Below are 20,340 nucleotides of genomic sequence, written 5' to 3' on the forward strand. Positions count from 1 at the left end.
GCCTTTCCCCGTTCACGGTCCCGTGCGGGCCGGTTCTGTGCGGGCCTTAGCGGCGGACCTCCTCGCCCGGCGACCACTGCGGGGCCGCGGCCGTGGTGTCGTGGTGGGCCGGGTCGGGCCGGGGGGAGTCCTGGTGGCCGGGCCACCAGGCCTTGTGGCCCAGCAGGGAGGTCACGGTCGGGACGAGCAGCATCGCCATCACGAAGGCCGTGAGGAGGATGCCGAAGGCGACCGCGAAGCCCATCTGCTGGAGCATGGAGTTCTCGGCGAGCATCAGGACGCCGAAGGTGCCCGCGAGGATGATCGCCGCCGAGGTGATGGTCGGGGTCGACTGGGCGACCGCGGTGCGGATCGCCTCCTTCGGCGGCACGCCGCGGCGGACCTCCTCACGGAGCCGGGCGACCATGAGGATGTTGTAGTCGGTGCCGATGGCGACGACGAAGAGGTAGACGATCACCGGCAGCATGAACAGCAGCCCGGACTCGCCCTTGAGGTCCTGGAAGAGCCAGACCGTCGCGCCGAGCGTGGCGCTGAAGCCGAGGGCGACCGCGATCATCAGGTACACCGGGGCGACGAGGCTGCGCAGCAGCAGGCCCAGGATGAGCATGATGGCGATGCCGGCGACGGGGAAGACCACCTTGTAGTCGTGGCTGACGGCCTTCTCGATGTCGGAGAGCACCGCGGAGGTGCCGCCGACGAGGGCCTCGGTGCCCTGGGGCGCGGAGGCGTGCGCGGTGTCGCGCAGGGTGCCGCCCGCCAGCTCGATGGACTTGTCCTCGGTGGGCCGGAACTTGAGCACGACCGCGTACTGGGCGACGGTGCCGTCCGGGTTGCTGACGGCGGGGGCCACCTGGCCGACGCCCTCGATGCCGGCCAGCTTCGTGCGGAAGGTGCCGAGCGCGGCCCGGTCCAGCTTCGCGCCGTCCTTGGACTTCAGGTAGACCATGGCGGGGTCGGACTGGCCGGCGGAGAAGCCGCGCTGCATGTCCTTCATCGCCTGGACCGATTCGAGCTTCTGCGGCATCTGGCTGGAGGTGTCGAACTCGGCCTTGAAGTTGAACGCGCCGACCGCGAGGACCGCGAGGACCACGGTGGACAGGCCCGCGATGACGCCGGGGCGGCGGGCGACGAGGCCGCCGACGCCGTTGGCGAAGCGGTTCTTCGGGGTCTTCTTCCATGCCTTGGACGGCCAGAAGGCCTTGGTGCCCAGCAGCGAGAACACGGCGGGGACGAGGGTGAGCGCGGCCACCAGCGTCACGGCGACGGAGATCGCGAGGGAGGGGCCCATCGCCCGCATCATGCCCATGGTGGACAGCAGCAGGGCGAGGAAGGCGACGATGACGGCGCCGGCGGCGGAGGCGATGGTCTCGCCGACCTTGGCCACGGCCTCGGACAGTGCCTGCTTCGGCTCCTGGCCCTGCCGCAGGTGCTCGCGGTAGCGGAAGAGCAGGAAGAGGATGTAGTCGGTGCCGACGCCGAAGAGGACGACGATGAGGATCGCCGAGATGGAGGCGTCCGCCTTCAGACCGCCCAGCTCGGCGGCGGTGCCGATGAGGCCGTTGGCGACCGCGGCGACCACGAGGATGATCAGGACCGGCAGGATCGCGATGAGCGGGCTGCGGAAGATGACGAGCAGCAGCACGATGATGAGCAGCAGGGTCGCCATCATGATCATCGAGTCGGTGTCGCCGGAGGACTCCTGGGAGTCGAGGGCGCTGGCCGCCTGGCCGGTGATGCCCATCTTCAACTGCGTGCCCTCGAGCAGCGACTTGCCGTCCTTGCGCAGCTCCTTGACGGACTGGGGCAGCTTGTCGTCGAAGGAGTTCTTGGTGCTGGCGATGATGTTGGCCAGGGCGATCTCACCGTTGGGGGAGACGGCCTGCGGGCCGGTGACCACCTTGGCCACCTTCTCGCGGTGCTTGCCCTCCAGGCCGGCCGAGACCTTGATGACGTCGGCGCGGTCGGCGGCGGTGAGCTTGCCGCCGTCCTTGCGCTGGAAGACCACGATGGCGGCGGGCTGTTCGGTCTTGGGGAAGGCCTCCTCCTGGAGTTTGCCGACCCGTACCGACTCATAATGCGAAGGCAGGAATTCCGTTTCATCGGTGGTGGACTTCAGCCCGGGGGCGAACACGGCCAGTACGACGGCGGCGAGGATCCAGCCCCCGATGGTGAGCCAGGGGCGGTGGACGGCGAACCGACCTATTCGTCGGAACATGGTGCTCCTTTAAAAGATTTCATCTGCGCGGCCCGCCGACCTGTCGCGTGTTTGTCCGGCCGAGTGTGTGTACGGGCATGAACACGCTAGGCAGTGGGTTGCTCGCGCACAACGGATTAAGGGGGAAATCGGTCCTGGGTCGGGGTCGGCCTCATCCGCCGGTAGGAGGGGCTCTCACCCGTGAGGTAGAGAAGTTCCCGCCGACCGCCTTCGTCCGGATTACGCTGCCCTCATGACCGATGCCGCCGCTGCCGCCCCGGGGTCGTCCGATGACCCGGTGGACCCGAAGGACTACGCCGCCCGGATGGAGCGTGCCGCGCTGTCGGCCGCCGACGCCGGACTGGCCGGGCTGATCGTCACACCGGGCCCGGATCTGGTGTGGCTGACCGGCTACCGGCCGCCCACGACCGAACGGCTGACCGCACTGCTGATCACGGCCGGGCGCCGGCCGCAGCTGCTGGTGCCCGCCCTCGAACGGCCCGACGCCGAACGCGCCCCGGGGGCCCGCGCGTTGGCGGTCAGCGGCTGGACGGACGGCGAGGACCCCCACGCGCTGATGGCCAAGCTCCTGGAGCCGAAGGGCCGTTACGGGGTCTCCGACAACGCCTGGGCGTTGCATCTGCTGGCTTTGCAGCGTAACCGCCCGGAGGTGGCCTACGGCGCGCTCACCGAGGTGCTGCCGATGCTGCGCGCGGTCAAGGACGCCTACGAGGTGGAGCGGCTCGCCGCGGCGGGGGCCGCGGCGGACGCCACGTACGAGCGGATCGTGGAGGTGCGGTTCGCCGGACGCCGGGAGCACGAGGTGGCCGCCGACCTGGCCCGGCTGCTGCGCGAACACGGCCACAGCCAGGTCGATTTCACGATCGTCGGCTCCGGCCCGAACGGCGCCAACCCGCATCACGAGGCGGGGGACCGGATGATCGAGGACGGCGACATGGTCGTCCTGGACTTCGGCGGGCTCAAGGACGGCTACGGCTCGGACACGACCCGTACGGTCCATGTGGGGGAGCCGACGCGTGAGGAGCGCACGGTGCACGACCTGGTGCGCGAGGCGCAGCAGGCGGCGTTCGAGGCGGTGCGGCCGGGCGTGGCGTGCCAGGAGATCGACCGGGTGGCGCGGCAGGTGATCCGGCGGGCCGGGTACGGGGAGTACTTCATTCACCGCACGGGCCACGGCATCGGGGTGACGACGCACGAACCGCCGTACCTGGTGGAGGGGGAGCACTTGCCGTTGGTGCCGGGGATGTGCTTCTCGATCGAGCCGGGGATCTATCTGCCGGGCCGGTTCGGCGTGCGGATCGAGGACATCGTGACCTGCACGGACACGGGCGGCCGGCGGCTGAACAACACGGCGCGCGAGCTGCGGGTGGTCGCCTGACGGCACCGGTCGCCTGACGGCACCGGCCGGCCGGAGCGCCGCGGCTACAGCGGGCGGTGCATGATGTGCAGCCCGGTGTAGCCGCCGTCGGGCAGCCGGTAGCCCTCGGGCAGGGTGCCGATGATGGTGAAGCCGAGGGAGCGCCAGAGGGCGACGGCGCGGGTGTTGGTCTCGACGACGGCGTTGAACTGCATGGCGCGGTAGCCCTCGGCGCGGGCCCATGCGATGGTGTGCTCGCCGAGCGCGCGGCCGATGCCGTGGCCCGTGTGCTCGGGGGCGACCATGTAGCTGGCGCTGGCGATGTGGGCGGCCGGACCCATGTGGTTCGGATTCATCTTGGCGGTGCCGAGGACGGTGCCCGAGTCGTCGACGGCCACGACCGTGCGGCCGGGCGCGGTCAGCATCCAGCACGCGCGGGCGAAGTCCTCGTCGATGTCGCGCGGGAAGGTGAAGCTCTCGCCCGCGGCGGCCACGGTACGGACGATGGGCCAGATGGCGGGCCAGTCCGCTGCCTCGGCGTCTCTGATCTTCATGGGCCCCAGCATGGCCGCCCGGCCGGGTCCGCGCGACGGCTTTTCCGCGCACCCGTGGTCCTGGGCGGTCCGCCGCGGCCGGATCGCCGGCGGGTGGTGCGCCTTCATGGACTCGCGTCTCCATTCCCCGGGCGGTCGTTGCCCCTTGCACCGGCCGGTTATCGTCCTTCACCGCACTGACGGATCAGAAGACGGGGATGTGACAGATGAGCGAGAAAGACGTTCTGGCGCTGCGGTTCGAGGAGCACCGGCCTCATCTGCGGGCGGTGGCCTACCGGATGCTCGGCTCGCTCGGAGAAGTGGACGACGCCGTTCAGGAGACGTGGCTCAAACTGAGCCGTGCCGATGTCACCGGGGTGGAGAACCTGGGCGGCTGGCTGACCACCGTGACCGGCCGGGTGTGCCTGGACATGCTGCGCTCGCGCACCACCCGCCGGGAGAGCCCGCTGCACGACGAGGACGGTCGGATCCGCCTCCCCGATCCGGTCATCAGCGGCCCGGACGGTCTGGACCCCGAGCAGGAGATCCTCCTGGCCGATTCGGTGGGCATCGCCCTGCTCGTCGTGCTGGAGACTCTCTCCCCGGCCGAACGCCTCGCCTTCGTCCTGCACGACATGTTCGCCGTGCCCTTCGACGAGATCGCCCCCGTCCTCGGCCGTACCTCCGCCTCGACCAGACAGCTCGCCAGCCGCGCCCGCCGCCGCGTCCAGGGCGCGGCGCCCGCCCCCGACACCGATGTGGCGCACCGGCGGCGGATCGTCGACGCCTTCCTCGCCGCGGCGCGCGGCGGGGACCTCGACGCCCTCGTCGCCGTCCTCGACCCCGAGATCGTGGCCCGCTCCGACGGCGGGGCCCTGCGCCCCGGTCTGCTCCGTCGCGGCGCCGCCGAGGTCGCCTCGCAGGCGATCACCTTCGCCCGGTTCGCCGAGGCCGCCCTTCCGGTGCTGGTCAACGGCACCCCCGGCGTGGTCTCCATGGCGGAGGGCCGGGTGCTGTCGGTCATGGCGTTCACCATCAGGGGCGGCCGGATCACGGAGCTGGACATCCTCACCGACCCCGAGCGGCTGGCGCGGATCGACCCGAGCGCGTTCGGCGGCTGATCCGGCGGGCGGCGGGAGGGCTTCCGGGTGGCTGCCGGGGGCTCTCCCGCCGTTCCGTCGCGTCAGACGGTGGCGTCGGCGGCCCGGGCGGGGTCACCCGCCGGGGTGCCGTGCTTGGGCGCCCGGGCGGTGACGAGCAGACCGCTGGCGACGGCGGCGAGCAGCATGATGCCCGCGCCCCAGCCGATCGCGATGTGGAAGCCGTGGACGACGCCTTCCTTGGTGACGGTGTCCCGGACGGCGGGCGTCAGCGGGCCGTCGGCGGCGGCGGACCTCAGGTGTGCCGCGATGTACGTGGCGCTGGTGCTGGTGGCGATGGTGTTCAGGAGCGCGGTGCCCACGGAGCCGCCGACCTGCTGGGCGGTGTTGACCGTCGCGGAGGTGACGCCGGACTCGGCCGGGGCGACACCCGCGGTGGCGGTGGCCATGACGGGCATGAAGATCAGGCCCATGCCGAGCCCGACGAGGATCTCGGCGGGCAGGACGTGGGAGACGTAGGCGGGCTCGACGGTCAGGAAGGTCAGCAGGAACAGCCCGACGGAGGCCAGCAGCGCCCCGGGCACCATCAGGGTGCGCGGCGGCACATGGGTCATGAGCCGGGCCGAGATCTGGGTCGAGGTGCCGATGATCGCGGCGGTCATCGGCAGGAACGCCAGACCCGTCCGGACGGGGGAGTAGCCGAGCACCACCTGCAGGTAGTACGTCATGAACAGGAACATCCCGAACATGGCGATGACCGCGAGCCCCATCGTCAGGAACGCACCGCCACGGTTGCGGTCGCGAATGATGTGCGGGGGCAGCAGCGGGCTGGGCGCCCGGGTCTGCCACCAGGCGAACAGCGCCAGCAGCGCCGCCCCGCCGGTCAGCAGGGCCAGCACGAGCGGATCGCCCCAGCCGCGCGGCTCGGCCTCGCTGCACCCGTAGACCACGGCGACGAGCCCCCCGCAGCCGAGCAGCACGCCGGGGATGTCCAGGCGCGGCCGGTGGGCGGGCCGGTGGTCGTGCAGCAGCAACAGGGCACCGGCCAGGGCGGCCAGCGCGATCGGGATGTTCACGTACAGGCACCAGCGCCAGTCCAGGTACTCGGTCAGCAGCCCGCCCGCGATCAGGCCGATCGCGGAGCCACCGCCCGCGATGGCGCCGTAGATGCCGAAGGCCTTGCTGCGCTCCTTCACATCCGTGAACGTCGTGGTCAGCAGGGACAGTGCGGAGGGCGCCAGCACCGCGGCGAAGACGCCCTGCAGGGCGCGGGCGGCGAACAGCAGCGTCGCGGAGTGGGCGGCGCCGCCCAGCGCGGACGCCGCCGCGAAGCCGACCAATCCGACCGTGAAGGTGCGTTTGCGGCCGATCAGGTCCGCGACCTTGCCACCGAGCAGCAGCAGACCGCCGAAGGCGAGGGTGTAGGCGGTGATCACCCATTGCCGGTCGCCGTCGGACATGTGCAGATCGCGCTGGGCGGAGGGGAGGGCGATGTTCACGACCGTCGCGTCGAGGACCACCATCAGCTGCGCGAGCGCGATGACGACCAGACCCCACCAGCGGCGGGAATCGGACGGTTCGGTGGGCGCCGGAGCGGGTGTGCCACCCGGACCGGCCGGACTCGTCGGGCTCGGACTCATCGGAACCTGCTTTCGCGGCCGACCATTTTCGGACAGCCGACGACGGCGTCTGATTCGCCCGTCCAGCCTAGGTGCGATGGCGCGGGGCCGCTTCTTGAGCCGGATGGCCGAGCGGCCTGCGGGGTCCCGCCGGCTTATGGGATGAGGACGACCTTGCCCATCGTGGCCCGCGAGGTCAGCGCCACGTGCGCGGCAGCCGCTTCGGCGAGGGGGAAGCGGTGCACGGTCGGTACGACGTTGCCCGCCGCGGCCTGGGCCAGCGACTCCTCCTCCAGCCTGCGCAGCCCCACCTGTCCGCCGCCGAAACGATCCAGCATCGGCGGGCCGAGGACCGACCGCGAGGTGAGGGACCGCTCGGCCAGCTCCTCGGGGCCGAGGGTGAGCGGACCGCCGGAGGACCAGCCGTACACCAGGTGCGAGCCGCCGGGGCCGAGCAGGCCGACGGCGGCCCGGGCGGCGGGGCCGCCGACGGCGTCGAAGACGACCGTGGCGGTGCGCCCGCCGAGAGCGCCCCGGGCGGCCTCGGACCAGTCCCCGGTGGTGTAGTCGTAGGCGAGGTCCGCGCCCAGCTCCCGCACCCGCCGCACCTTGGCCGGGCCGCCGGCGAGGCCGACGACGGTCGCGCCCGCGTTCTTGGCGTACTGCGTGAGCAGCGAGCCGATGCCCCCGGCCGCCGCTGTCACGATCACCACGTCCGCGTCGGAGAGTTCGGTGAAGCCGAGGATGCCGAGGGCCGTGCGACCGGTGCCGATCATGGCGATGGCCTGGTCCTCGCGCAGCCCCTGCGGTATCTCGTGCAGCTTCTCCGCGTCGATCACGGCCAGTTCGGCGTACCCGCCGGGGGCGGTGCCGAGGTGCCCGACGACGCGGCAGCCGAGCCAGCGGGGGTCGGTGCCCTCGCCGAGGGCGTCGACGGTGCCGGCGATCTCCCGCCCGGGAACGGTGGGCAGCTCCGGGAGCGCGTACGGCCCGTTCGGGTCACCGGCCCGCAGGGTCGTGTCGACGAGGTGCACACCGGCGGCACCGACGGCGACACGGACCTGGCCGGGGCCGGGCTCGGGGTCGTCGGTCCTCTCGTAGACGAGGTTCTCGGCGGGGCCGAAGGTGTGCAGCCGGACGGCGTGCATGGGATCTCCTCGAACGGGGTTCCGTTGGACTCCTTGAGTCTTCAATCTCGACCATGGTTGAGGTCAAGGGCCGGGTGGCGCGGCCGGCGGGCGTTGTCAGTGCCGTGTGCCACGGTGGCGGTATGACGACGCGCGGTAGGCAGAAGGCGGCCGGGGGACAGCCGACGGCCCGGCTCCCGGAAGTGCGGCTCCCGCCGCTGCGGCCGTGGGAGGGGGCGGAGCTGGAGCCGGAGGGCGACTACGACGGGATCGACTTCACCGGGATCGACCTCGTCGGCCAGGCCGCCCCGGGCGCGCGCTTCCTGGACTGCGGGATCTTCCGCTGCGCCCTGGACGAGACGCGGCTGAGCCGCGCCCGGATCACGGACTGCGTGCTCGACGGCGTGCGCGGCGTCGGCACGGATCTCGCGGAGGCGACGCTGCGCGACGTGGAGGTACGCGACGCCCGCCTGGGCGGCACCCAGCTGCACGGCGCGGTGCTGGAACGGGTCCTGGTGCGCGGCGGAAAGATCGACTACCTGAATCTGCGTACGGCCACGCTCAAGGACGTCACCTTCGAAGGCTGTGTGCTCGCGGAGGCGGACTTCGGCGGGGCACGGCTGGAGCGCGTCGTCTTCCGGGACTGCGTGCTGCGCCGCGCCGACCTCACCGCCGTCCGGATGAAGGACGTGGACCTGCGGGCGGTCACCGAGCTGGACATCGCCCGGGGGATCGACCACCTGGCAGGCGCGGTGATCAGCCCCGCCCAACTGCTGGACCTGGCCCCGGCGTTCGCAGCCCAGATCGGCGTCCGCGTCGCCGGCCCCGGGCTGTGACGGCCGAATCCAGCCCGTCCGGCGTTTGAGGACGCGCCCGCAGGGCGCTCGCCGCCGCAGGCGGCAAGGCAGACCGGCAGCCGAGCGCTGGGAGGTACCCCGAGGGGCTCGACGTGGGCTGAGCCCAGCCATATCCAGCCCGTCCGGCGATTGAGGACGCGCCCGCAGGGCGCTCAGCCGCCGCAGGCGGCAAGACGGGCCGACAGCCGAAGAATCACACCCGCGGGAAGCGACTCTGCAGGTCCCAGACAACCGCATTGTCGGCGAGACCTTCGTGCATGTCGGAGAGGTCAGCGATCAGATCGTGCAGGAAGTCACGGGCCTCGCGCCGCAGCGCGCGGTGGTTGAAGTTGAGCGGGGGCTCGTCCGCCGGCTGCCAGTCGGCGGTGACCTCCACCCAGCCGAAGCGGCGCTCGAACATCAGCCGGTCGGTCGACTCCGTGAAGTCCAGCTCCGCGTACTGCGGGATCGACGAGCGGTTGCCCCGGGGGTCGCGGTCGACCTGTTCCAGGACGTCGCAGAGCGCCCACGCGAAGTCCAGCACGGGAACCCATCCCCAGCCTGTGGACAGCTCCCGGTCCGTCTTCACGTCGGCGAGGTAGACGTCACCGCAGAAGAGGTCGTGCCGCAGCGCCCGCACATCCGCCGTGCGGTAGTCCGTCTGCGGCGGGTCGGGGAAGCGGCGCGAAAGCGAGTAGCCGAGGTCGATCACGCCTCGATGGTGTCACGGCCGTCGGCCGGGTGCGTAAACGCGCCCGGCCCGTGCCCCCGCCACCGACGGTGGCGGGGGCACGGGCCGATCACCGGAGGGTGATCACCGCGTGGGTGTGAGCACGAGTGCGGTGATCACTTCCGGGACGTCCGTGGGGGGTGTCACTTCACGTTGATCGCGGTCCACGCGGCGGCGACCGTCTTGTACTCCGTGCTGGTGGAGCCGTAGAGGTCCGCGGTGGCCTTCAGGGTGCCGGCGCGGGCCGCCTTGTAGTTGGTGGTGGAGGTGAAGTACGTGGTCAGGGCCTTGTACCAGATCTTGGTGGCCTTGTCCCGGCCGATGCCGGTGACCTTGGAGTTGTCGTAGGTGGGGCTGTTGTAGCTCACGCCGTCGATGGTCTTCGCGCCGCTGCCCTCGGACAGCAGGTAGAAGAAGTGGTTGGCCGGGCCCGACGAGTAGTGCACGTCGTTGTTGCCGAGGCTGGAGGACCAGTAGTCCTTCGAGCCGCCGTCCTTGCTCGGCTTGTCCATGTAGCGCAGCGGGGTGCCGTCGCCGTTGATGTCGATCTTCTCGCCGATGAGGTAGTCGCCGCGGTCCGAGGAGTTCTTGGCGTAGAACTCCGCGGCGGTGCCGAAGATGTCGCTGGTCGCCTCGTTGAGGCCACCGGACTCACCGCTGTAGTTCAGCCCGGCGGTGGCGGCGGTGACGCCGTGCGTCATCTCGTGGGCGGCCACGTCGAGGGAGGTCAGCGGGTTGGCGTTGTTCTCGCCGTCGCCGTAGGTCATGCAGAAGCAGTCGTCGTCCCAGAAGGCGTTGACGTAGCCGTTGCCGTAGTGGACGCGGGAGTAGGCGCCGACGCCGTCGCCCTTGATGCCGCTGCGGCCCAGGACGTTCTTGTAGAAGTCCCAGGTGACCGCCGCGCCGTAGTGCGCGTCGACGGCGGCGGCCTGGCGGCCGGAGCCCCAGACGTCGCTGGAGTTGGTGAAGAGGGTGCCCGTGCCGGACGTGCCCTGCTTCAGGTCGTACGTCTTGTGGCCGCCGCGCGCACCGTCGGTGAGGGCGTAGCCGGAGGACGTCTTGGTGGTGGTCAGCGGAACCGTGCCGCTGTAGGTGCTGGTGCCGCTGCCGGTCTCGATGGCCTCGCGCTGGAACAGCGTCTTGCCGCTGGCCGCGTCGGTGACCACGTGCAGCTTGCTCGGGGTGCCGTCCTTCTGGACGCCCTTGACGACGGTCTCGTACGCCAGGACGGCCTTGCCGCCCGCGGCCCAGACCACCTTGCGCGGAGCCTGGCCGTCGGCCTTGGCGGTCTTCTCCGCGGCGGCCACGCCGAGCGCCTTCTGCTTCGCCGCGGCGGGCGCGAGGGAAGCGGACGTCGTGGGCACGGATATGTCGGCCTCGGTCGCCTTGGTGACGCTGCGCGAGCCGCTCTTCGGCTGGTGCACGACCAGGTCGCCGCCGAGCACCGGCAGGCCGTCGAAGGTGCGCTCGTACCGCGTGTGCACCGTGCCGTTCGCGTCCTTGACGACATCCCGGACGACCAGCTTCTCCTTGCCACCGAGGCCGAGACCGGCAGCGGTGGAGGAGGCTCCCGCCTGCGCTTCCTTGAGCGCGGACACCCGCTGACCGGCGGAGAGCGCCAGCGCCGAGGCGCCGTTCTCGCGGTCGGCCGCGGCGGTCGCCGAACCGGTCTGGACGCCGACGGCGACCATGGCGGCGGAGGCGACCAGCGCTGCGGCGCGCAGGGTGTGCTTACGGGAGGTGGAGGTGATGAGTCTCAACTCTGGCTCCTAATGCGGGCCGCGAACTCGCGGCCGAATGAGGGGGGTTCGGGCAGCCGGTGGGGACCGCCCGTTGGTGCAGGAGTGGTGCAAGAGCGAATTGAGGAGAGAGTGCCATCACTTCCCTGTCATTGACAGGGGCGCAACAAGGATTTGATCTAGCGTTTTCTTAACAGCGGTTGATTGGATCCGCTATGCGGTGAACTGCTCCCGATTGGTCCGCACTTGACGGCCTACTGAAGTGTTCAACTGAGCAACCGCTGTTCCTTCGCCACCGCCACGGCCCCCGCGCGGGTGTCGACGCCGAGCTTGTCGTAGATCCGGCCCAAATGCGTCTTCACCGTCGCCTCGCTGATGAACAGCGCCCGCGCGATAGCCCAGTCCGCGGGCGAGTTGGCCGAGGATGCCGCGCTCGCGGTCGGTGATCGTGTCGTCCGTCCCGGGCCCGAGCTGAAGACCCATCAGCACCACGTCGGGCCGCGGCCGCGCCGCCGGGCAGCCCGTGACCGCGTCCTGGGATGGGCACCGGTGCGAGACCGAGTGCGAAACCGCGCTCACGTTGGCCGGCGTGCCCCGGGCGATGCGCAGCAGGGCGGAACGCACCCGGTCGGGCAGCGGGACGGGATCGCCCTCGACATGGAAGCGCACGGAGAAGGCGGCGGCCCCGGGTGCGGCGAGCGCTCGGAGCGCCTCCTGGAGCCCCGCGCCCCCGTCGCACTGCGGCGATGCCGGATCGTGGACGAACCGCCGGGTCTCGGCCGGCCCGCGGGCGCCCTGCGGGTGCGTCCTCAATCGCCGGACGGGCTGGAAAATCCAGCCCGTCCGGCGATTGAGGACACCGCCGCGCAGCGGTGGTGCGGGTGCCGACCGGGGGCGGTCCGCCGAAACCGTTCCAACCCGCGCGGAGCGCACCCCGCACGGTTCATCTCACGAGGAGCGCACGATGCGGAGCCCCACCCTGTCCAAGCGGGTCGGCGTGGCTGTCGCCGGACGCCGCGACCAAAGCCGCGCAGGGCGCGCTCGCCGCCGCGCGGACGCTGTTCCTGCCGGGCGGCGCCCCCTCCAGGCACAGGGCGCGCCCGTCACGGGCATCGGCGTCGCGGGGGCACCCAGTGGTGACCTGGACGAGAAGTGCGCCCAGGCCGGCGTGGCGGCACTGGGCTGACCGGCCGACCGGGATCCCGCACGGGACGGGGCAAGCACGACGCGGCGGCTCTTTCGGCACTGCCGCACCGGGCTCCACCCGGGCGGGATCGACCGGCTCCGGTGACGGTGGCTACTTCGGCTCGTCGGGCGGCCGGTTGCCGATCTGGTCGTTCATCTTCTGCTGGGCCGTGTCGACCTGGCTCTGGTACTTGTTCTGCGTCCGCGCGTCGAACGCGTCACCGGCCTTCTCGATGCCTTGGCGGGCCTGGTCCGGGTGTCCCTTGATCAGACCTTTGAGCTTGTCGAGCATGGACATAGCGGTCCTCCTCGTGAATGTCTGACGTACCTCAGCATCTCCGCATTCGGCCGGGTGCGCATCCGCGCGGGAGGGCGCGCGGGGGCCCTAGGGCGGCGTGCGGAAGCCCCGGCTCAGTTCTTCCTCACCGGGACGGCCACGCCCAGCTCGGGGGTGACTTTGAAGCGGGCCGCCGCGCAGTCCTCGGTGGCGGGGACGGCGACGAGGGGTTCGTCGAGCCGCCCGCCGACGGCGACCCCGGCGATCGTGCGGCGGTGGCACCGCTTGCCCAGTTCGGTGCCGGGCAGCCGGTCCGCGGGGGCGCGCAGATGGATCTCCACCGGTACCGGCTCCTTGACCTGCGGCGACTCCTCCGGGGGCGGGTTGGCCGCCCAGGCGTAGACGACGAGACAGGCCGCGGTGAGGATGCCGGTGCGCAACAGAGTGCGGATCAGGGCGCGGTAGAGCTGCTGCGACTGCCAGGCATTGGCCCGGCTGAGACACAGAGTGACGGCGTGCTCCAGGGCGGCGACCCGCTCCTGGGCCTCGGGGTCCGCCGGACTGCGCGCCGCCCGCGCGCGGGCCTGTCCGAGCTGCCGGCGGATGGCGGCGGTGCCCTCGAACGGCACGGCCTCCGTGGAACTCGCCTCCTTGAGCAGTTGCAGCAGCGCGTCGTAGGAGAGATGGCTGCGGCCGGCGGCCAGCAGCGGCTGCGCCCTGCCGATGCGTCGGATCGCGGGTATCTCGTGATTGACGAAGAGGTCGGTCCAGGTCAGATCGGGTGTGATCAACACATGGGAGGCTCGGACGATCATCCACCCGGTGCCGAGGAGGGCCACGAACACCGCGCCCAGTGCCAGGGGCAGCCGCCAGGGTTCCTCGGTGCCCAGCCCGCCCAGCGACCCCAGCTGCAACCCGGCCACGAGCACCGTGCCGACGGCGGCGAACGCCGTGGTCAGCCAGCGGGCGGCCTCGCGGATCGAGGTACCGCGGTCAGGAGGGATGTCTGTTGTGGGGGGTGTGACAGGGGGTGTGCCCTGAGGCAGCGACACCTGGCCTCTTTTCTTCGGAACGACGCCCGATGTCTCTCGATCGGGACGCGCCACATGCTCAATTACCGTACGGGGAAGGTGTTCTGGCGCAGTTCGAGGATGCGCCCACCCTTTGGCGGGTATCCAACTTGCAGCATCTTCGCTCCACAGATGTACTACATCTTGATGGACAAGTTGCGGCACACTGGGGCGGGCGCACCCGAGGCAAGAGGAGAGACATATGTCCAAGGTCAGCTTGAGTGAGGCCCGGATCGTCACGATGCGTGAACTTTCGCAGCGGACGTCCCAGGTGGTCCAGGAGATCTGCCAATCGGGTCAGCCTGCGCTCATCACTCGGCACGGCAAGTTCCTCGCCGCGATCGCGCCGCTGGAGGACGTCACCATCGACGCGGCGATCCAAAGCATCGTCGGACGTGCGCCGTTGCCCGATGACGACGACCCCCGCACACTGCTGGATCCGGACGCCGCCCGCCGTCAGCTGGGGTTGACGCCTTGAAAGTACGCCTGAGGCGTGCGGGGCGCTGCGCTATAAAAGAGCGGTGCAGCGACCCTACTTACTCAGCATCAATGCCTGCGAGGATCTCTATGGTTGCGGCCGAGTGCTCGTGGAAAGCCTGTTTGACGTCATTCAGCACGGGCTGACGATCCCACCGGATCCGGAGGACGAGGACGAGGGCGGCAAGCCGCCGCCCTGTTATTACTGGCGCCGGGGCCTGTTGAAGGAGCACCGGGCCAAGCTCACCGAGGCATTGCGGTCCGGTCAGGACGAAGAGCCCTCGTACGGTGACGAGCAGGCGTGGAACTACGTGATCGTCTTCCGTAAGGCGACGGCCGGGGAGTGCATCACCGGCCGTATGCGGCTTCGGGACGAGCCCGTGGTGGTGGAACGTTTTCTGGACAGCGCGCGCATCGGTTCCGAGGTGCTTTCCCTCGTCCTGCGGCAGTGATCGCCAGGGCTAGAGCGTGGTGTGCCGCTCGGCCCGGTCCAGGGTGTCCATGAAGCGCTGGAAGCTCTTGGCGGACTCCGCGCTGCCGGCCGTCACCGTGAACTCCTCGGGTGACACGAACGCCGCGAGCCGCTCCCGGGTCTCGGGGTCCAGCGCATCCCACGCGGCCCTATCCAGCCGTGACTGCGCCGCAGTTTCCGCACTGCCAGTTTCCATTGTTGAGTTGCCTCATGTCTGAAGATCCACATACGGGACAGTTCATGTGCGTCTCCCGAGCGATGATGTCAGCCGGTTGCCGACATCGGTAGTAGCCGTTCACCCAGGAACAGCCAGGGGTTTCCTTACCCTCCGGCGGCTCGGATCGAACAGGCCCGGAGCGGGCGAAAACCGGGGCCTGCGCCGGATGGACGCACCCGGGGGAGTGGTGCGGGTGCGGTCGCCCGGGACATGGCCGCCGCGAAGCGAGCGTGGAGGGTGAGAAGAGGGGGGCCACCCGGGTGGATGGCCCCCTCTCGGCTCAGCCCGTGGGCGGCCGCACGCCGTGCCGGTGTCAGACGTTGACGCCGAAGTCCTGCGCGATGCCCGCGAGGCCCGAGGCGTAGCCCTGGCCGACCGCGCGGAACTTCCACTCCGAGCCGTTGCGGTACAGCTCGCCGAAGACCATGGCGGTCTCGGTGGCCGCGTCCTCGCTCAGGTCGTAGCGGGCCACCTCGGCGCCGCCGGCCTGGTTGAGGACGCGGATGTAGGCGTTGCGCACCTGGCCGAAGTTCTGGCTGCGGGACTCGGCGTCGTAGATGGAGACCGGGAAGACGATCTTCTCGACGTCGGCCGGCAGGGCCGACAGGTTGACGTTGATCTGCTCGTCGTCGCCCTCGCCCACGCCGGTGGTGTTGTCACCGGTGTGCACGATGGACTGGTCCGGCGTGGACTTGTTGTTGAAGAACACGAAGTGGGCGTCGGAGTAGACCTTGCCCGTCGGGTTCACCGCGATGGCGCTCGCGTCGAGGTCGAAGTCCGTGCCGGTGGTGGTGCGGACGTCCCAGCCGAGGCCGACCGTGACGGCCGTCAGGCCCGGGGCCTCCTTGGTGAGGGAGACGTTGCCGCCCTTGGACAGGCTTACAGCCATGGGATGGGTCCCTTTCTGTCGATGCGTCGGGCCTCGTGGTGTGCGTACGAAGTCCGCGCACGAAGCTACCGTCACCCCCGATAACGCGAGGGAGGGACCGTAGGGTTCCAGCCCGCTTTACTTTCTTTGCCAATTCCTGATGCGGGGTGTCGCGGAGGCGGGCGCAAAAAGAGGTGACGCGCCCGGCCCCGGCACGGGATCATGGGTGTCATGTCCGGTCCACACGTCATCCGCGGTTCGGTCTCCCTGCCGGAGGCCGAGCTGATGTGGCGTTTCTCGCGCTCCTCCGGCCCCGGCGGCCAGCACGTCAACACCAGCGACAGCCAGGTCGAGCTGCGGTTCGACCTCGCCCGCACCGAGGCGCTGCCGCCGGTGTGGAAGGAGCGCGCGCTCGCCCGGCTGGAGAGCAGGCTGGTCGGCGGGGTCGTGACCGTGCGGGCCTCCGAGCACCGCTCGCAGTGGCGCAACCGGGAGACGGCCGCCGTACGGCTGGCCGCGCTGCTGGCCGAGGCCACGGCGCCGCCGCCGCGGCCCCGGCGCGCGACGAAGATCCCGCGCGGGATCAACGAGCGGCGGCTGCGGAACAAGAAGCAGCGGAGCGACACGAAGCGGGGGCGTTCCGGGCGCGACTGGTCTTAGGCCGTGCCTTTCGCCTGGCCGGCGGTTTCTCTGGCCCGCGGGCCGTCTTTGCCGCCTGCGGCGGCGGGCGCCCTGCGGGCGTGTCCTCAATCGCCGGACGGGCTTGAAAACAAGCCCGTCCGGCGATTGAGGAGAGCCCGTTCAGGCCAGTGTTCGGTACCGGCCCCGGAAGTACGTCAGGGGTCCGGCTTCCGATGTCGGGGCGGCCGCCGTCAGTACCCGGCCGATGACCAGTGTGTGATCACCGGCCACCACCCGCTGCTCGGTCCGGCACTCCAGCACCGCCAGGGCGCCCCCGACCAGCGGCGCCCCCGAGGCCTCGCCGCGCGTGTACGCGATGTCCTCGAAGAGCAGCCGGTCGCTGATGCGGCCCTTCATGGCGAAACGTCCCGCGATGTGACGCTGGCTTTCGGTGAGGACGGACACCGCCCACAGCGGCTGCTCCGCCAGGAGATCGTCCATCCGTGAGCCGTTGCGGACGCTCACCATGACCAGCGGCGGTTCGAGGGAGACGGACAGGAAGGCCGTCGCCGTCATGCCGACGTCCTCGCCGCGCGGGCCGTCCTCCGGGTCGTGCGCGGTCACCAGCACCACACCGGCGGCGAGGCGGGCGAGGGCGGCACGGAATTCGTCGGCGCTCACCCCACCAGGATGGGCTATGGCGGTCTCGGGGGGCGTAGTCGTCTGCAACACGCTCAGCACGCTAGCCGCCCCGCCCGCCGTGGCGCATCGGGCGGGGGGACCAGCCGGGGCCGACCGGGGGTCCTAGGCCGTCTCCGTAAAGCCCGGCGGGGCATAGGCCGCAACCGTTCCGGATTTGCGTTCAGGAAGCATAAGAACGCCGTCGAACGCCAGTGGTAGGACTCCACCGCCCTCTGTGACATGGGTCACAGAGGGCGGTAATTGTTGACCCTGTGTACCGAGTGGTCAGCTCGCTGTGATTCAGTGGCCGTGGTAAGCGGACGACAAGAAGCCTGGAGTTGCTGTCGGGGTCTCGGGGGAGAGCGAGCTATGGAGACCGAGTCGGAGCCGTATGTCCGCCTGGCGACCTTGAGGCAGTTGCATCAGGTGGTCGCCGATCTGAACACCGCGCGCAGCCTCGCGGACACGTTGCAGACCGTGGCGGACGGCATCATCGCCGGGCTCGGCTACGAGCTCTCGGCCGTCAATCTCGTACGCCCCGACGGGGACCTCGTCGTGGCCGCGGTCGCGGGCAGCGCCGGGGCGGAGGCCCTGATGGCGGGCCGGGTCGGCTCACGCGTCTCCTGGGAGCGCCGGCTCTCGATGGGCGACCACTGGGGCGATCTGCGCTTCATCCCGTACACCGAGGGCTGGGTCCTCGACGACGACGACGTCCCGCAGTGGCACACCACCGGACCCGCCCCGCGCTTCGCCGACGAGTGGCATCCCATGGACCGCCTCTTCGCCCCGATGTACACCGCGGGGGCCTCGGGCGGCGAACTGCTCGGGGTCATCTCGGTCGACAAACCGCGCAACGGTCGCCGCCCCGGCGCATGGGGGCGCGAAGCGCTCCAGATGTACGCCTTCCAAGCCGCGATTGCGATCAGTAACGCTCGTCTGCGCGCAAATATGCAGCGCGCCCTGGTCAGACTGGAACGGGAACAGCAGGCGCTGCGCGCCAGTGAGGAAAGCTTCCGCCAGGCCTTCGAGTACGCGCCCAGCGGCATGGCCATCGCCGAGATGGGCGGTGATCAGCACGGCCGGCTGCACCGCACCAACGACGCCCTGTGCCGGCTGCTCGGCCGGTCCGCCTCGCAGATGCGGCGCTACTCCTTCTCCGACCTCGTGCACCCCGAGGACGTCGGCACCCTGCTGCGCACCTCCGCCGAGGGCGGCCGGGCCGAGCTGCGCCTCGGCCGCCGTGACGGCACCTACGTCTGGGTCTCGCTGCGCAATTCCGTGGTGGCCGACGCCGCCGACGGGCCGCGTTTCCTGCTCACCCACGTCGAGGACATCGAGGAGCGCAAGCGCCACGAGCTGCAGCTCGCGCACCGGGCCAGCCACGACTCCCTGACCGGGCTGCCCAACAGCGCCGAGCTGAGAGCCCGCCTCGGCAGCCGGCTCTGCGACCGTCCGGCGGGCAGCGAGACGCACGCGGCGGCGGCCGTCGGGCCGTACGGCTGTCTCGACGGCTTCGCCGAGGTCGAGAGCGCCGCCTACGGGCACGGCTTCGGCGCGGACGTCGGCCCGGACTACGCGGTGGAGCGCGGCGACTGCGCCCCCGACGAGTACCGCGGCGGGCCCGAGACCGGGTACGACCACCATGTGCACACCATCGCGCCCGACGAGGAGGCCGACGACGGCGTCAAGGGCCTGGCCGTCCTCTTCTGCGACCTCGACGGCTTCAAGTCGATCAACGACCGGTTCGGTCACCACACCGGTGACGCCGTGCTGATCGAGGTCGCCCGCCGGCTGAGCAACGGCGTGCGCGACGGTGACACGGTGGCCCGTCTCGGCGGCGACGAGTTCGTCGTGCTCGCCGACGGGCTGGGGCTCGCGGACGCGGAGGATCTGGCCGTCCGGCTACGCAATGCCATCATTCCGCCCATAAGGGTGGAAGGCCGGGCGGTCCGCGTGGGGGCCAGTTTCGGCATCGGCTGGGCCGCGTGCGGAATGTCCGCGGAGGAGGTCCTCGCCTCCGCCGACCAGCGGATGTACGTCGAGAAGCGGTCCCGGTCCAAGGCCGGGCGGCGGGCGGGCTGAGGTCCAGACCACGGCGTACGGTCCCCCGATCGGGGTAGGCTGCGCCGATGCGGCACCGACGCCGACCGTGAATCGATCATGAATTTTGGCCATCCGAACCCGCGGTAGCCGGCCGGACCCCCGGCCGCCACGGCCGCGGGTTCAGGCGCGTACGCAGTGGGTGCCGATGGGCAACACCATGTTGGGAGTGACAGGGGATGACGGCGGGTAATAACGGCCAGGGCACGCCGGAGGGCGACGACCCGTTCGGCTACCTGTACCGCTCGGAAGGCGGCGACGGCGGCACCGACGGCGGTCAGCCGGCACACCAGCCCGGCGTCCCCCGTACGTCGTACAACCAGGTCCGCCCGGTCGGCTCGCGCCAGTACGGCCAGCAGCCCCAGCAGCAGGTCACCTACGGCCAGCAGCCCCCGGGCGGCGCCCCCGCCCCGCACTACGCCGCCCCCGAGACCCTCCCCGGCGGCGGCGCCCCCCAGCCCCCCGCCCAGGGCGGACGCGGCGGCTCCGCCAAGCGGCGCGGGCCGCTCGTCGCCGCCATAGCCGTGGTCGCGGTCGTCGTGGCCGGTATCGGCGTCGCGATCTTCACCAACAGCTCGGGCGAGAAGAAGGAACAGCGGAACACCGCGGACGGCGGCGGCGAGAGCAAGCCGACCCCCGCGGAGGGTGACAAGCCCGCCGAGACGAAGAAGAGCGAGCCGGCGAAGCGCAAGCCCGCCAAGCTGCCCAAGGAGGACGCGGCGAGCCTGCGGCTCAGCGGTGGCGCGGTCACGGAGAAGACCGTGCCGGGCGCGCTGGGCGACGGCGGCCTCTACATCGCGGGCATGAACAAGCAGGGCGCCGGCGTCGAGTGGAAGGTCGACGTCGAGAAGGCGGGCGACTACCGGCTGAACGCGCGCTACGGCGTGCCCGGCACGGACGCCGCCCTCACGATCTCCGCCAACGGCAAGGCCGACTCCCGGCCCATCAACATGAAGAACTTCGGCGGCACGAAGGACTGGGAGAACGGGTGGAAGACCACCTGGTCCCTGGTCAGGCTCAACGAGGGCACGAACATCCTCAGGCTCTCCTGCGAGGCCGGCAATTCGTGCGACGTGCACCTCGACCAGCTCTGGATCTCGCCCAAGAACGGCTGAC

Annotated in this window: 19 protein-coding genes and 2 pseudogenes; 9 read left to right on the forward strand and 12 right to left on the reverse strand. The window is 70.9% G+C overall.

All coding sequences use genetic code 11. The annotated features are described in order from the left end of the window. Positions 1-46: 46 nt before the first annotated feature. Positions 47-2,215 (reverse strand): MMPL family transporter, encoded by a 2,169-nt coding sequence (locus ACZ6MA_RS12760; protein WP_469433311.1) that lies wholly within the window; start codon positions 2,213-2,215, stop codon positions 47-49. A gap of 232 nt (positions 2,216-2,447) precedes the next feature. On the opposite strand from ACZ6MA_RS12760, the gene ACZ6MA_RS12765 reads away from it, so the two are divergent. Next, positions 2,448-3,593, forward strand: coding sequence for an aminopeptidase P family protein (locus ACZ6MA_RS12765; protein WP_469433312.1), 1,146 nt, complete (start codon positions 2,448-2,450; stop codon positions 3,591-3,593). A gap of 44 nt (positions 3,594-3,637) precedes the next feature. On the opposite strand, the gene ACZ6MA_RS12770 is transcribed toward ACZ6MA_RS12765, so the two are convergent. Continuing rightward, positions 3,638-4,126, reverse strand: a complete 489-nt coding sequence (locus ACZ6MA_RS12770) for a GNAT family N-acetyltransferase (RefSeq protein WP_469433314.1) — start codon at positions 4,124-4,126, stop codon at positions 3,638-3,640. A 206-nt stretch (positions 4,127-4,332) separates the two neighbouring features. Between ACZ6MA_RS12770 and ACZ6MA_RS12775 the strand changes: the two genes are divergently transcribed. Further along, on the forward strand, positions 4,333-5,226 hold the full coding sequence (locus ACZ6MA_RS12775; RefSeq protein WP_469433315.1) for a sigma-70 family RNA polymerase sigma factor: 894 nt from the start codon (positions 4,333-4,335) through the stop codon (positions 5,224-5,226). Between the two features lie 62 nt (positions 5,227-5,288). Here the strand turns inward: ACZ6MA_RS12775 and ACZ6MA_RS12780 are convergent, their stop codons facing one another. Next, positions 5,289-6,845 (reverse strand): MFS transporter, encoded by a 1,557-nt coding sequence (locus ACZ6MA_RS12780; protein WP_469433316.1) that lies wholly within the window; start codon positions 6,843-6,845, stop codon positions 5,289-5,291. 134 nt (positions 6,846-6,979) lie between these two features. After that, positions 6,980-7,972 (reverse strand): zinc-binding dehydrogenase, encoded by a 993-nt coding sequence (locus ACZ6MA_RS12785; RefSeq protein WP_469433317.1) that lies wholly within the window; start codon positions 7,970-7,972, stop codon positions 6,980-6,982. A 122-nt stretch (positions 7,973-8,094) separates the two neighbouring features. Here ACZ6MA_RS12785 and ACZ6MA_RS12790 point away from each other — a divergent pair, with 122 nt between their 5' ends. After that, a complete protein-coding gene (locus tag ACZ6MA_RS12790) occupies positions 8,095-8,787 on the forward strand; it encodes a pentapeptide repeat-containing protein (RefSeq protein WP_469433319.1) in 693 nt (230 codons plus the stop codon). A gap of 214 nt (positions 8,788-9,001) precedes the next feature. On the opposite strand, the gene ACZ6MA_RS12795 is transcribed toward ACZ6MA_RS12790, so the two are convergent. The 3 genes and pseudogenes from ACZ6MA_RS12795 to ACZ6MA_RS12805 all read right to left on the reverse strand — a co-directional run. Further along, the gene (locus ACZ6MA_RS12795; RefSeq protein WP_469433321.1) at positions 9,002-9,499 is read right to left on the reverse strand and encodes a hypothetical protein; all 498 of its coding nucleotides are present in this window, start codon (positions 9,497-9,499) and stop codon (positions 9,002-9,004) included. A gap of 161 nt (positions 9,500-9,660) precedes the next feature. Next, positions 9,661-11,277, reverse strand: a complete 1,617-nt coding sequence (locus ACZ6MA_RS12800) for a M4 family metallopeptidase (protein ID WP_469433323.1) — start codon at positions 11,275-11,277, stop codon at positions 9,661-9,663. A 245-nt stretch (positions 11,278-11,522) separates the two neighbouring features. After that, positions 11,523-11,706 (reverse strand): annotated as a pseudogene (locus ACZ6MA_RS12805) (response regulator transcription factor); the annotation flags it as partial. A gap of 605 nt (positions 11,707-12,311) precedes the next feature. Between ACZ6MA_RS12805 and ACZ6MA_RS12810 the strand changes: the two are divergent. After that, positions 12,312-12,442 (forward strand): annotated as a pseudogene (locus ACZ6MA_RS12810) (heme-binding protein); the annotation flags it as partial. Between the two features lie 111 nt (positions 12,443-12,553). Here ACZ6MA_RS12810 and ACZ6MA_RS12815 read toward each other — a convergent pair. Together ACZ6MA_RS12815 and ACZ6MA_RS12820 are read right to left on the reverse strand one after the other, a co-directional pair. Next, on the reverse strand, positions 12,554-12,739 hold the full coding sequence (locus ACZ6MA_RS12815; protein ID WP_469433324.1) for an antitoxin: 186 nt from the start codon (positions 12,737-12,739) through the stop codon (positions 12,554-12,556). A 113-nt stretch (positions 12,740-12,852) separates the two neighbouring features. Next, positions 12,853-13,770: a hypothetical protein gene (locus tag ACZ6MA_RS12820; RefSeq protein ID WP_469433326.1), complete on the reverse strand. Its 918-nt coding sequence runs from the start codon at positions 13,768-13,770 to the stop codon at positions 12,853-12,855. Positions 13,771-13,990: 220 nt separating this feature from the next. Here ACZ6MA_RS12820 and ACZ6MA_RS12825 point away from each other — a divergent pair, with 220 nt between their 5' ends. Both ACZ6MA_RS12825 and ACZ6MA_RS12830 read left to right on the forward strand, forming a co-directional pair. Further along, complete coding sequence (locus ACZ6MA_RS12825; RefSeq protein ID WP_469433328.1) at positions 13,991-14,266, forward strand: hypothetical protein; 276 nt, start codon at positions 13,991-13,993, stop codon at positions 14,264-14,266. Between the two features lie 43 nt (positions 14,267-14,309). Continuing rightward, complete coding sequence (locus tag ACZ6MA_RS12830; RefSeq protein ID WP_469433329.1) at positions 14,310-14,717, forward strand: hypothetical protein; 408 nt, start codon at positions 14,310-14,312, stop codon at positions 14,715-14,717. Positions 14,718-14,726: 9 nt separating this feature from the next. Here the strand turns inward: ACZ6MA_RS12830 and ACZ6MA_RS12835 are convergent, their stop codons facing one another. Then, the gene (locus ACZ6MA_RS12835) at positions 14,727-14,933 is read right to left on the reverse strand and encodes a hypothetical protein (protein WP_469433331.1); all 207 of its coding nucleotides are present in this window, start codon (positions 14,931-14,933) and stop codon (positions 14,727-14,729) included. Between the two features lie 334 nt (positions 14,934-15,267). Then, on the reverse strand, positions 15,268-15,843 hold the full coding sequence (locus ACZ6MA_RS12840; RefSeq protein ID WP_469433333.1) for a TerD family protein: 576 nt from the start codon (positions 15,841-15,843) through the stop codon (positions 15,268-15,270). A gap of 210 nt (positions 15,844-16,053) precedes the next feature. Here ACZ6MA_RS12840 and arfB point away from each other — a divergent pair, with 210 nt between their 5' ends. Beyond that, on the forward strand, positions 16,054-16,482 hold the full coding sequence (arfB, locus tag ACZ6MA_RS12845; protein WP_130879338.1) for an alternative ribosome rescue aminoacyl-tRNA hydrolase ArfB: 429 nt from the start codon (positions 16,054-16,056) through the stop codon (positions 16,480-16,482). Between the two features lie 141 nt (positions 16,483-16,623). Here the strand turns inward: arfB and ACZ6MA_RS12850 are convergent, their stop codons facing one another. Next, positions 16,624-17,124, reverse strand: a complete 501-nt coding sequence (locus ACZ6MA_RS12850; protein ID WP_469433335.1) for a flavin reductase family protein — start codon at positions 17,122-17,124, stop codon at positions 16,624-16,626. A 369-nt stretch (positions 17,125-17,493) separates the two neighbouring features. Between ACZ6MA_RS12850 and cdgB the strand changes: the two genes are divergently transcribed. Together cdgB and ACZ6MA_RS12860 are read left to right on the forward strand one after the other, a co-directional pair. Next, the gene (gene cdgB, locus ACZ6MA_RS12855; protein ID WP_469433337.1) at positions 17,494-19,206 is read left to right on the forward strand and encodes a diguanylate cyclase CdgB; all 1,713 of its coding nucleotides are present in this window, start codon (positions 17,494-17,496) and stop codon (positions 19,204-19,206) included. A 197-nt stretch (positions 19,207-19,403) separates the two neighbouring features. Beyond that, a complete protein-coding gene (locus tag ACZ6MA_RS12860; protein WP_469433338.1) occupies positions 19,404-20,339 on the forward strand; it encodes a carbohydrate-binding protein in 936 nt (311 codons plus the stop codon). Position 20,340: the final 1 nt, after the last annotated feature.

It is taken from the genome of Streptomyces sp. NPDC042259 (assembly GCF_055582085.1).